Source organism: Acidovorax sp. T1 (assembly GCF_002176815.1).
In the GTDB taxonomy this organism is placed as follows: Bacteria; Pseudomonadota; Gammaproteobacteria; order Burkholderiales; family Burkholderiaceae_C; genus Acidovorax.
Window position 1 is genome coordinate 3,526,601 of sequence record NZ_CP021648.1, and the last position, 12,032, is coordinate 3,538,632.

The following is a 12,032-nucleotide window of genomic DNA, read 5'->3' on the forward strand; positions in this document are numbered from 1 at the left end:
TCGGAGAAAACACATGGCATTCTTTCTTGAAACCCTCATTGGCGGCCTGATGGCCGGCATGCTGTATTCGCTGGTGGCGCTGGGCTTCGTGCTGATCTACAAGGCCTCGGGCGTCTTCAACTTTGCGCAGGGCGCGATGGTGCTGTTCGCAGCCCTGGCCATGGCCCGCTTTGCCGAATTGGTCCCCGCCTGGACCGGCATCGACAACGCAATAGCAACCACCCTGATCGCCTTCGTGATCGCGGGCACCTGCATGTTTCTGGTGGCCTGGCTGATCGAGAAACTGGTGCTGCGCCACCTGGTGAACCAGGAGGGTGCCACCCTGCTGATGGCCACGCTGGGCATCACCTACTTTCTCGAAGGCCTGGGGCAGACCCTGTTTGGCAGCGACATCTACAAGATCGACATCGGCATGCCCAAGGAACCCATCTTCGTTTTCGATGGAATCTTTGAAGGCGGCATTTTGGTGAACAAGGAAGACATCATTGCCGCCGCCATTGCCGCTGCGCTGGTGGCGCTGCTCAGCGTTTTCTTTCAGAAGACCTCCACCGGCCGCGCGCTGCGCGCCGTGGCAGACGACCACCAGGCGGCGCAATCCATCGGCATTCCGCTCAACCGCATCTGGGTGATCGTGTGGTGCGTGGCGGGCGTGGTGGCCCTGGTGGCCGGAATGATCTGGGGCAGCAAGCTCGGTGTGCAGTTCTCGCTGACCACGGTGGCGCTACGCGCCTTGCCGGTGGTGATCCTGGGCGGCCTGACCTCGGTGCCCGGCGCCATCATCGGCGGGCTGATCATCGGCGTGGGCGAGAAGCTCTCGGAGGTGTACCTGGGCCCGTTCGTGGGCGGGGGCATCGAGATCTGGTTTGCGTATGTGCTGGCGCTGGTGTTTCTCTTGTTCAGGCCTCAGGGTCTGTTCGGGGAGAAGATCATCGACCGCGTGTAAGCCATAACAACAAGAACACAGGGGACACACCATGCTCTACCGCGAAAACGGCCAGTTCAAGACCAGCTACCGCGCCGACCAGCAGATCTTTCCGATCGCGCAGGACCGCATCGCCATCGGCATCATCCTGGCCATTGCCTTCATCGCCGTGCCCATGCTGGCCAGCGACTACATCTTCCGCGCCATCCTGATCCCCTTCGTCATCATGGCGCTGGCGGCCCTGGGGGTGAACATCCTGGTGGGCTACTGCGGCCAGATCTCGCTGGGCTCGGGCGCCTTCATGGCCGTGGGGGCCTATGGCGCCTACAACTTCTTCGTGCGCTTTCCGGGCATGCCGCTCATTCCGGCATTGATCCTGGGCGGGCTGTGCGCCACGTTCTTCGGCATCCTGTTCGGGCTGCCCAGCCTGCGGGTGAAGGGCCTGTATCTGGCCGTGGCCACGCTGGCGGCGCAGTTCTTCAGCGACTGGATGTTCCTGCGCATCAAGTGGTTCACCAACAACTCCGACTCAGGTTCGGTGTCGGTCAACAACCTGCAGGTGCTGGGCATGCCCATCGAAAGCGCCACCAGCAAATACATCTTCTGCCTGGCGCTGCTGGTGGTCGTCGCCCTGCTGGCCAAAAACCTGGTGCGTGGCGCGATTGGCCGCGAATGGATGGCAATCCGCGACATGGACGTGGCCGCCGCCGTGATCGGCATTCGCCCCATGTACGCCAAGCTCAGTGCGTTTGCCGTGAGTTCCTTCATCATCGGCATGGCTGGCGCCCTGTGGGCCTTTGTGCACCTGGGCGCCTGGGAGCCGGCCGCATTTTCGGTGGAAATTTCGTTCCGGCTGCTGTTCATGGTGATCATTGGCGGCCTCGGTTCCATCATGGGCGGCTTCTTTGGCGCGGCATTCATCGTGGTGCTGCCCATCGTGCTCAACCAGTTTTTGCCCGCCCTGGTTGGCATGTTTGGCATCGAGATATCCACCGCCGGGGTGTCGCATGCCGAGCTGATGATTTTCGGCGCGCTGATCGTGTGGTTCCTGATCGTGGAGCCCCATGGCCTGGCCAAGCTGTGGTCCACCGCCAAGCAAAAGCTGCGCCTGTGGCCCTTCCCGCATTGATTGATTTCCCCCCGTGCTTCAACACATTCATCCAAAGGAGACATCCATGAAGCTTTCGAAAATCGTGATCGCCGCTGCGGTGGTTGCTGCCGGCGCCTCGTCCATTGCGACGAGCGCCTTCGCGCAAGCCAAGGAGCAGTTCTTCCCGCTGCTGTCGTACCGCACCGGCCCCTATGCACCCAACGGTGTGCCATGGGCCAACGGCAAGCAGGACTACATCAAGATGATCAACGCCCGCGACGGCGGCATCAACGGCGTGAAGCTCACCTTTGAAGAATGTGAAACCGGCTATGCCACCGACCGTGGCGTGGAATGCTACGAGCGCCTCAAGAGCCGCCCCGGCGTGTCGCTGTTCGACCCCCAGGCCACCGGCATCACGTTTGCACTGACCGAAAAAGCCCCCGTGGACAAGATCCCGCTGATGACGCTGGGCTACGGCCTGTCGGTGGCGCAGGACGGCCAGGCGTTCAAGTGGAATTTCCCCTATATGGGCAGCTACTGGACCGGTGCTGACATCCTGATCCAGCATATCGGCAAGACCGCTGGCGGCCTGGACAAGCTCAAGGGCAAGAAGATCGCACTGGTCTACCACGACAGCCCGTTCGGCAAAGAGCCCATCCCACTGCTGCAGGAACGCGCCAAGATGCACGGCTTTGAGCTGCAGATGCTGCCCGTGACCGCGCCCGGCGTGGAGCAAAAGGCCACCTGGCTGCAGGTGCGCCAGAGCCGCCCGGACTATGTTCTGCTGTGGGGCTGGGGCGTGATGAACTCCACCGCCTTGAAGGAAGCGCAGGCCACGGGCTTCCCGCGCGACAAGCTGTATGGCGTGTGGTGGGCCGGCGCCGAGCCTGATGTGCGCGATGTGGGCGAAGGCGCCAAGGGCTACCACGCCCTGGCGCTCAACGGCTACGGCACGCAATCGAAGGTCATCCAGGACATCCTCAAGAACGTGCACGACAAGGGCCAGGGCACGGGCCCCAAGGATGAAGTGGGCTCCGTGCTCTACACGCGCGGCGTAATCATCCAGATGCTGGCCGTCGAAGCCGTGCGCCGTGCGCAGGAGCGCTTTGGCAAGGGCAAGGTCATGACCGGCGAGCAGGTGCGCTGGGGCATGGAAAACCTGGCCCTCGACCAGAAGAAACTGGATGCGCCGGGTTTCAAGGACCTGATGCGTCCGCTGTCCACCAGCTGCGCCGACCACATGGGATCGACCTGGGCACGGGTGCACACCTGGGATGGCAAGAAGTTCAACTTCTCGTCCGACTGGTACCAGGCCGATGAGCAGATCCTCAAGCCCATGATCAAGGCCGGCGCCGACAAGTACCTGGCCGACAAGAAGATGACGCGCAGGGATGCGGCGGACTGCCAGAGCTAAGTACATCCCCCTGAGGCGCTGACGCGCCTTCCCCCTTCTCTCTTAGCGCTTCACGCTGCGGGAAGGGGGACAACGCCAGCGCGGCGGGGCGGCCCTTGCGCGGCGTTCCTCGCCTGGGCCGCGACAGTTTTTGTGGCCAGTGAACAGCGGTTGCTTTTTTGGCAGCCGCCAATCCAAAGGGTTGTGCAACAGCTCTTTGGATTGGTACAGGAAGGCAACACCATGGACTCCAACAGCAATATCGTTCTCAACGTCAACGGCATCGAGGTCATCTACAACCATGTGATCCTGGTGCTCAAGGGCGTCTCGCTGCAGGTGCCGCAGGGCGCGATTGTGGCAATCCTGGGCGGCAACGGGGCAGGCAAGACGACCACGTTGCGCGCCATCTCCAACCTGCTCAAGGGCGAGCGGGGCGAGGTGACCAAAGGCACCATCGAGCTGCGCGGCGAGCGCATCGAAAACCTCTCGCCGGCCGACCTGGTGCAGCGCGGCGTGGTGCAGGTGATGGAGGGGCGCCACTGCTTTGCCCACCTGACCATCGAAGAGAACCTGATGACGGGCTCCTACACCCGCACCAGCAAGGCCGAGATCGCGGCCAACCTGGAGAAGGTCTACAACTATTTTCCGCGCCTGAAAACGCGCCGCACCTCGCAGGCGGCCTATACCTCGGGCGGCGAGCAGCAGATGTGTGCCATTGGCCGCGCGCTCATGGCCAACCCCAGCGTGGTGCTGCTCGACGAGCCGTCCATGGGGCTGGCGCCCCAGATCGTGGAAGAGGTGTTCAACATCGTCAAAGACCTGAACGCCAAGGAGAAGGTCACCTTCCTGCTGGCCGAGCAGAACACCAACATGGCCCTCAAATATGCCGACTACGGCTACATCATGGAAAGCGGCCGCGTGGTGATGGATGGCGCCGCCAGCGATCTGGCCAACAACGAAGACGTGAAAGAGTTCTACCTGGGCGTGGGCGGCGGTGAGCGCAAGAGCTTCAAGGACGTCAAGAGCTACAAGCGCCGCAAGCGCTGGTTGGCTTGAGGAGCCCCCTGTGGCGCTGCGCGCCTTCCCCCTCAGGGGGACGCACCCAGTGACCTGGCAGAGCCAGTTCCACGGGCGCGCTGGTGGGGCAGCGCGGGCTACGAGGGCCATGTTCTTTTTCAGGCTTCGGACGATTTCACTCTCAATTTCATAGCTGCTTGCGCTTGATGGATAAGCGCTAGAGGCCAATTTCACTTCAACCACCTCACAAGGAAACCCAGGCATGAGCACGTTCTATGACGCCCTGGAAACGCGCAGCCCCGCCGAGCGCGAAGCGGCCTTGATGGCGGCGCTGCCGCAGCAGATCGCCCATGCCCAAAAGGCATCGCCCGCTTTTGCCGGCATCCTGGCTGGTGTGGATGCAACCACCATCACCGGCCGCGCAGCCCTGGCGCAGCTGCCCGTCACCCGCAAGTACGAGCTGCTGGAGCGCCAGCAGGCGGGCCGCGCAGCCAGCGTATTCGGTGGGTTCAGCGCGCTGGGCTTTGGGCCTGGCATGACCCGCGTGTTCGCCAGCCCCGGCACCATCTATGAGCCCGAGGGCACGCGGCGCGACTACTGGCGCATGGCGCGGGCCATTTACGCGGCGGGGTTTCGCAGCGGCGAGCTGATCCACAACAGCTTCAGCTACCACTTCGTGCCCGCGGGCTCGATGATGGAAACCGGCGCACACGCGCTGGGCTGCACTGTTTTCCCCGGCGGCACCGGGCAGACCGAGCAGCAAGTGCAGGCCATGGCCGAGCTGCAGCCTGCGGGCTACATCGGCACGCCCAGTTTTCTGAAAATCATCGTCGAAAAGGCTGCCGAGATGGGCGTGGCGCTGCCCACAGTGACCAAGGCGCTGGTGTCGGGCGAGGCCTTTCCGCCATCGCTACGCGACTGGTTTGCCGAGCGCGGCATTGCGGGCTACCAGTGCTACGCCACAGCCGACCTGGGCCTGATTGCTTATGAAACCTCGGCCCGTGAAGGCTTGGTGCTCGATGAAGGCGTGATCGTCGAGATCGTGCGCCCCGGCACCGGCGACCCGGTGCCCGAAGGCGAAGTGGGCGAACTCGTGGTGACCACGCTCAACCCCGACTACCCGCTGATCCGTTTCGGCACCGGCGACCTCTCGGCGGTGCTGCCAGGCCCCTGCCCCACGGGCCGCACCAACACCCGCATCAAGGGCTGGATGGGCCGCGCCGACCAGACCACCAAGGTGCGCGGCATGTTCGTGCATCCCGCCCAGATTGCCACCATCGCACGCCGGTTTCCGCAGGTGCTGCGGGCCCGGCTGGTGGTCAGCGGCGAAATGGCCAGCGACCAGATGGTGCTGCAGGTCGAGACCCATGAAACCGCCGAGGGCTTTGCGCGCCAGCTCGCCGAGGTCGTGCGCGAAGTGACGAAGCTGCGCAGCGAGGTGCAGATGGTGGCCCCAGGCACCCTGCCCAACGATGGCCGCGTGATTGAGGACGCGCGCAGCTATCGCTAAAAAAGCGCCCCCGGCGCGCTGGAGCCAGCGCAACAACCGTGCGGGATGGCAACCCACCCCCACAATCCGACTGGGGTTTACCCTTATTTTGCTCTTTTATTGATAGCTACTTGCGCTTGCCAGATATGCGCTAGAGGCCAATATTAATAAAATTCATCCTTGACAAGCGTTCAGTGCTTTCCTGCATACCCGCTGGATGGAGACTCGCTATCATCGCGCCTCTGATTACAGGAGCATTCCGTGAAAAAGATACTGAAACTTGCGCTGGTCGCCACCGCAGCCATCGCAGCATTGGGCGCACACGCCGAGGACTATCCGGCCAAGGACAAGACCGTCACCCTGGTCGTGCCCTTCACCGCAGGCGGCCCAACGGACCGCGTCGCGCGTGACCTCGCGGAAGCCTTGCGCAAGCCACTGGGCGCCAACGTGGTCGTGGACAACACGGCCGGTGCCGGCAGCTCGATCGGCGCAGCCCGTGTGGCCCGCGCCGCCCCCAATGGCTACACCTTGCTGCTCAACCACATCGGCATGTCCACCATGCCCGCGCTGTACCGCAAGCTGCCGTTCAGCGTGCCCAACGATTTCGAATACCTGGGCCTGCTCAATGAAGTGCCGATGACGCTGGTCGCGCGGCCCACCATGCCTGCCAACAATGTCAAGGAGTTGAGCGCCTGGATTCAGCAGAACAAGGGCAAGATCAACCTGGGCAATGCCGGTGTGGGCTCCGCTTCGCACCTGTGCGGCCTGATGTTCCAAAACGCCATGCAGGTCGATATGACCTCGGTTTCCTACAAGGGTGCAGCCCCCGCCATCACCGATCTGATGGGCGGGCAGATCGACCTGCTGTGCGACCAGACCACCAACACAACGCAGCAGATCGAGGCAAAGAAGGTCAAGGCCTATGCCGTGACAACCACCAAGCGCCTGACCACCCCGGCGCTCAAGGACCTTCCCACCCTGGCCGAGTCGGGTCTGAAGAACTTTGAAGTGTCCATCTGGCACGGCCTGTATGCGCCCAAGGGCACGCCCGCCGCCATCGTGACCAAGATCAACGACGCCCTGAAGGTGGCCCTGAAGGACCCCGAATTCATCAAAAAGCAAGAGGCCCTGGGCGCCGTGGTGGTGACCGACAAGCGCATCGAGCCCGCCGAGCACAAGAAGTTCGTGCAGGCTGAAATCGACAAATGGGGCGCCGTCATCAAGGCCGCCGGCACCTACGCCGACTAAGCTGGGCTTTTTGCCCATGCGCGACCAGCCGCCTGCCTCTTGGAGGCCAGGCGGCTTTTTTTATGGGTTACCGGTGCGGCAATGGCACCCGCAGGGGGGCAATGCAACCAGTTCCTGGTGGGGCTTGCGGGCGCTATAAAACGGGCACCGCCTCAGACGCCCCACACCACGTCGTGCGCCTCGGCGACGGAGCGGCGCAGCATTTCGAGAAACGGCGCCGCGCGTTGGCGAAGGCGCACGGAGTCGGGCCGCTCCGCGCCATCTTCGTCCGCCTGTTCCTGTGCATCGGCGGCAAGCGCCTCGTCGGCGGCAACGGCCGCCTCCAGCGCGGCCATGGCACCGGGGATCTGGGCTGCCGTGATGATGCCGCTGGGGCCGGGCGTCTTGCCAACGATTTGAAGGATCTGGCGCCCGTGGGGTTCGAGCATGATCAGGTCGGGCGCGGATCGGGACTTGAACTTGTAAAGCATGGCGTGCGGTCCTTGGTGGTGTACATGTAATCGCGCGTGAACGGATAGACCGATTGTGCGCCGGTCATCGTGCCCGAGCCCATGTCGCCATCAGGGCGCACCGCCAGTATCTGGTGCAAGGCCATCCAGCCGTGCTCAAAGCCCAGGGCGCTGCCTGCCAGATACAGGCGATAGGCTCGCAGCGCCTTGTCCGCGCGCTCCGGCCCAGCCTGCGCCAGCAGCACCTGGCGGGCAGGTTCCTGTGCGGCTTCCAGCGCGTCCGACCAGGCCCACAGCGTGCGGGCGTAGTGGGGGCGCAGGTTCTCGGTGTCCACCATCTCCAGCCCGGCCTGCGCCATGTCGTGCAGCACGGCACTGGCGTGCAGCAGTTCACCGCCCGGAAAGATGTACCGCTCGATGAAATCGCCCATGCCGGCGCCCAGTTGCGCGTTGTCCACGCCACCGGCCGTGATGCCATGGTTGAGCAGCAGGCCGCCGGGGCGCAGAAGGTTGCGCACGGTGGCAAAGTAGGCGTTCATCTTCGCCCGCCCGACATGTTCGAACATGCCGACCGATGCCACCTTGTCGAAGGGCTCCTGGACCTGCAGTTCGCGGTAGTCGCGCAGTTCGATGCGCACCCGCCCCCTCAAACCGCGCTCCGCAATAAGTTGCTGGACATGCGCGTGCTGGTTGCGCGACAGGGTGATACCCGTCGCGTCCACGCCATAGTGCTCTGCCGCCCACAGCAGCAATGCACCCCAGCCGGCGCCGATGTCCAAAAAGCGCTCACCCGGCTGCAGCCGCAGCTTGCGGCAGATCAGATCCAGCTTGGCCTCCTGGGCGTGCGCCAGCGTCATGCCGGGGTCGCAAAAATAGGCACATGAATACACCCTGCGCGGGTCCAGCCACAGCGTATAAAAATCGTCCGACAGGTCGTAGTGGAACCGCACATGGCGCGCGTCGTTCTGCAGCGTGTGCACCGCCATCGATCTGGCGCGCGCAAGCACGCGGCGCCACCCAAGATGGTCTGGCTCCTGCGCGGGGTTCCCGGTCAGCAGCCCGGCGGCAGCAGCCATCAGCTCGCGCATGCTGCCCTCCAGCGTCACCCTGCCCTCAACGATCGCCGCGCCAACGCTGCCAATTTCCCCCGAAGCCAGGGCCAGCAGCGCCATGCGATCCCGAAACCGCAGCGTGACAGCCGCGTTGCGCGCGCCCAGCCACGGCCCCGCAGGCAACTGAACCGCCATGCGGACCGGCAGTGCCTGCAGCCGCCCCTCCAGGATGTGCAGCAAGTTCTTCATGGTGGCGCATTCTTGAATGGGCTCGTTGATACGTCAACCGCCCCTCAGCCCGGTGGTGCACGCTCGGGCCGCCAACGCGGCGGCTATCTCGCGGCATTGGAGCAAGAGTTCGCCCCTCTTACCTTCGGTTTCTTCGCGACCAGGCACGCCACACTCCCTGCGCATGTCGGCAAGCCCATCACGGAAGTCCGACACACCAGGACTGGAGCCAGGGCGCTCAGCGGCCTCCGGCGCCAGCAGCTGCCCGGCTGGCCCCTGTGAACCACGCCCTTGCCATGGCACCATCGCCCTGACACACTGCCGACGCATGACCTCTATCACCATCTATCACAACCCGCGATGCGGCACCTCCCGCAACACCCTGGCCATGATCCGCAACAGCGGCATGGAGCCCGAGATCATTGAATACCTCAAGACCCCGCCGCAGCGCGAAACCCTGGTGGCGCTGATCGCCGCCACGGGCAGGCCGGCGATCGATGCAGTGCGCAGCAAGGAGGCCTTGTTCACCGCGCTGAACCTGGGCGCCCCCGGGGTGACGGATGAGCAGCTCATCGACGCCATGGTCCAGCATCCCATCCTCATCAACCGACCCATCGTGGTCACGCCGCTGGGCACGCGGCTGTGCCGCCCGTCCGAGGCCGTGCTGGACATCCTGCCCCAGCCCCAACAAGGCGCGTTCACCAAGGAAGACGGCGAGGTGGTCGTCGACGCGAACGGCCAGCGGGCCGCACGATTGACCAGCAATGTGCTTCATCGAGCAAGGTGGATCGTCGGCGCGCCATGACAGGCCCGCAAGACGGCAAGTCCTTCACGGCACCACAAACTGCGCCCTGGCCTGCAAAGCCATGGTGCGCGCATGGCAGCCTTGCAGATGGTCGTTCACCAGCCCCATCGCCTGCATGAAGGCGTACACCGTGGTGGGCCCCACAAAGCTCCAGCCCCGTTTTTTCAGGTCCTTGGACATGGCGATCGACGCGGGCGATGTGGACAGGGTGCGCGCCACTTCGCGGGTGATGCGTTCGGGCCGGTCGGTGGCTGCGGGCTCGTAGCGCCACACGTAGTGCGCCAGCGAGCCAAACTCGCGCCGCAACTGCAGCACGCGGCGCGCGTTGTTGATGGTGGATTCGATCTTGCCCCGGTGGCGCACGATGGCGGCGTCCTGCACCAGGCGGACCACATCGCGCTCGTCGAACGCGGCCACTTGCTCGGCATCGAAGTTGGCGAACGCGGCACGAAAGCCCTCGCGCTTGTTCAGAATGGTGAGCCAGCTCAGGCCCGCCTGAAAGCCCTCCAGGCACAGCTTTTCGAACAGGCGTCCGTCGTCTGCCACGGGGAAACCCCATTCATGGTCGTGGTAGTGGCGATAGGCGGGTGTTGCCCGGCACCAGTTGCAGCGTGGGCACCCGCCCTCATCCACAAACAGGCCAGTGGGCAGATCAGCGGTCGGCTCAAGAACAACATGGGGCATGGCACATTCTAGAAACTGTCCGCACCGGACGCCACAGGCAAGGCCCGCCGTGAACCCTGGCCGGGCTTTGTATCTACACTGCAGACCACCCCCGTTTTCCTTGCCGACATGCAATTCTCGTTTCTGCAACGCCTTGCACGGCTGAGCCTCCTGGCGCTGGCGCTACCGGGCTGCGCCAGCCAGGGCAGCACGCTGGGCTATTACTGGCAATCCGTGCAGGGGCACCTGCAACTCATACAGGCGGCCGAGCCGATTGACCACTGGATCGCCCGCCCCGACATCCCGTCTGCATTGCGCGAGCGCCTGCAACTGGCGCAGCGCGCCCGCGCCTTTGCCGTGACCACACTGAGGCTGCCCGACAACGCCAGCTACCGCCGCTATGCCGACCTGCAGCGCCCCTATGCCGTGTGGAACGTGGTGGCCGCGCCGCCGTATGCGCTCACACTGCACCGCTGGTGCTTTCCGGTCACGGGCTGCATTGGTTACCGCGGCTACTTTGCCGAAGCCGACGCGCGGGCCGAGGCCGCGCAGCTGGCCGGGCAAGGCCTGGAAGTCGAGGTGTATGGCGTGCCCGCCTATTCCACGCTGGGCTACATGAACTGGGCCGGCGGCGACCCGCTGCTCTCCACCTTCATCGCCTGGCCCGAGGGCGAATTTGTGCGCCTGCTGTTCCACGAGCTGGCGCACCAGGTGGTCTACGCCCAGGGCGACACGCTGTTCAACGAATCGTTTGCCACGGCGGTGGACCGGCTGGGCAGCGCGCAGTGGCTGGCCACCGAAGCCAGCCCGCAGGCCCGCGAGGCCTTTGCCGAAAGCAGCGAACGGCGCAGCGCCTTCCGCGCCCTGGCGCGTGCCACCAGGGCACGGCTGGCGGCAATTTATGAACAAAAATAGGCTCTAGCGCTTGATGAGAAAGCGCTAGCAGCTATGAAAAACGAAGCAATGCAAGTGTTTCGCACCGACTACGCCACGCTGCGCGCCGGCTGGCTGCAGGCCGGGCGCGACCGCCCCGCCGCCGTGAATGCCGCGCAACTGGCGGGCTACGACCGCTGGGTGGCCCAGGCCAACAATGCCAGCTTTGCCGCCCAGGCCGCCTACGACGAACTGGTGCCCGCTTTCCAAGCACTGTTCGAGCGCGAGGGCCGCCAGTGGCCCCGGTTTTATGATGCCGTCAGACAACTGGCGCAGCAGCCCGAAGCGCAACGCCACCAGCGCCTGCGCGCACTCACCACTCCCAAGGAGCCCTCCGGTGCCTGACATCCACATCCACCGCCAACACCGCCTGGGCTTCACCGAAGCCCGCAACGTCGGTTATTCCTGGGCCGAGAAGGCCCAAAGAAAATTTGACATGGAATGCACCTACGAAGAAGGCGATGCGCAGGACACCCTGTATTTCAGCCGCGCCGGCGTGAAAGGCACCCTGCTGGTGGATGCCCGCCAGTTTGAAATGAAGGCCGAGCTGGGCTTTTTGTTTGGCGCTTTCAAGGCACGCATCGAAGCCGAAATCGGCGAGCAGCTCGATGCGCTGCTCAACACTCCCCGCCCCGCTGCGCGCAAAGCCGCGCCAGCCAAAAGGAAGGCGCCCGCCAACGATGGCGCGGAGCACAAGACTGCCGCCCGCGCACCCGCCAAGGCAGCGGCCCAGAAAGCCTGAG

11 protein-coding genes and 1 pseudogene are annotated in these 12,032 nt (G+C 64.3%); 9 read left to right on the forward strand and 3 right to left on the reverse strand.

The genetic code is table 11. From position 1 onward, the window contains the following. The first annotated feature begins 13 nt into the window (after positions 1–13). From CCX87_RS16415 to CCX87_RS16440, 6 genes are all read left to right on the forward strand, one after another. On the forward strand, positions 14–943 hold the full coding sequence (locus CCX87_RS16415; RefSeq protein ID WP_087747760.1) for a branched-chain amino acid ABC transporter permease: 930 nt from the start codon (positions 14–16) through the stop codon (positions 941–943). A gap of 31 nt (positions 944–974) precedes the next feature. Further along, positions 975–2,051 (forward strand): branched-chain amino acid ABC transporter permease, encoded by a 1,077-nt coding sequence (locus CCX87_RS16420; protein ID WP_087747761.1) that lies wholly within the window; start codon positions 975–977, stop codon positions 2,049–2,051. A gap of 46 nt (positions 2,052–2,097) precedes the next feature. After that, the gene (locus CCX87_RS16425) at positions 2,098–3,426 is read left to right on the forward strand and encodes an ABC transporter substrate-binding protein (protein WP_087747762.1); all 1,329 of its coding nucleotides are present in this window, start codon (positions 2,098–2,100) and stop codon (positions 3,424–3,426) included. A 222-nt stretch (positions 3,427–3,648) separates the two neighbouring features. Continuing rightward, positions 3,649–4,461, forward strand: coding sequence for an ABC transporter ATP-binding protein (locus CCX87_RS16430; protein WP_087748428.1), 813 nt, complete (start codon positions 3,649–3,651; stop codon positions 4,459–4,461). A 223-nt stretch (positions 4,462–4,684) separates the two neighbouring features. Next, positions 4,685–5,932, forward strand: coding sequence for a phenylacetate--CoA ligase family protein (locus CCX87_RS16435; RefSeq protein ID WP_087747763.1), 1,248 nt, complete (start codon positions 4,685–4,687; stop codon positions 5,930–5,932). A gap of 240 nt (positions 5,933–6,172) precedes the next feature. Continuing rightward, positions 6,173–7,159, forward strand: a complete 987-nt coding sequence (locus CCX87_RS16440) for a tripartite tricarboxylate transporter substrate-binding protein (RefSeq protein ID WP_087747764.1) — start codon at positions 6,173–6,175, stop codon at positions 7,157–7,159. A gap of 152 nt (positions 7,160–7,311) precedes the next feature. Here CCX87_RS16440 and CCX87_RS16445 read toward each other — a convergent pair whose 3' ends face one another. After that, the gene (locus CCX87_RS16445) at positions 7,312–7,629 is read right to left on the reverse strand and encodes a DUF1840 domain-containing protein (protein ID WP_087747765.1); all 318 of its coding nucleotides are present in this window, start codon (positions 7,627–7,629) and stop codon (positions 7,312–7,314) included. Beyond that, the gene (locus CCX87_RS16450) at positions 7,590–8,909 is read right to left on the reverse strand and encodes a class I SAM-dependent methyltransferase (RefSeq protein WP_087747766.1); all 1,320 of its coding nucleotides are present in this window, start codon (positions 8,907–8,909) and stop codon (positions 7,590–7,592) included. The genes CCX87_RS16445 and CCX87_RS16450 overlap by 40 nt, the downstream gene beginning before the upstream one ends. A gap of 307 nt (positions 8,910–9,216) precedes the next feature. Between CCX87_RS16450 and arsC the strand changes: the two genes are divergently transcribed. Beyond that, the gene (gene arsC / locus CCX87_RS16455) at positions 9,217–9,693 is read left to right on the forward strand and encodes an arsenate reductase (glutaredoxin) (protein WP_087747767.1); all 477 of its coding nucleotides are present in this window, start codon (positions 9,217–9,219) and stop codon (positions 9,691–9,693) included. A gap of 24 nt (positions 9,694–9,717) precedes the next feature. Here arsC and CCX87_RS16460 read toward each other — a convergent pair whose 3' ends face one another. Continuing rightward, positions 9,718–10,377 (reverse strand): DNA-3-methyladenine glycosylase I, encoded by a 660-nt coding sequence (locus CCX87_RS16460; RefSeq protein WP_087747768.1) that lies wholly within the window; start codon positions 10,375–10,377, stop codon positions 9,718–9,720. Positions 10,378–10,485: 108 nt separating this feature from the next. Between CCX87_RS16460 and CCX87_RS16465 the strand changes: the two are divergent. Beyond that, a pseudogene (locus tag CCX87_RS16465) lies at positions 10,486–11,634 on the forward strand (aminopeptidase). Next, on the forward strand, positions 11,627–12,031 hold the full coding sequence (locus CCX87_RS16470; protein ID WP_087747769.1) for a polyhydroxyalkanoic acid system family protein: 405 nt from the start codon (positions 11,627–11,629) through the stop codon (positions 12,029–12,031). Before CCX87_RS16465 ends, CCX87_RS16470 begins: the two are co-directional and overlap by 8 nt. Position 12,032 lies beyond the last annotated feature (1 nt).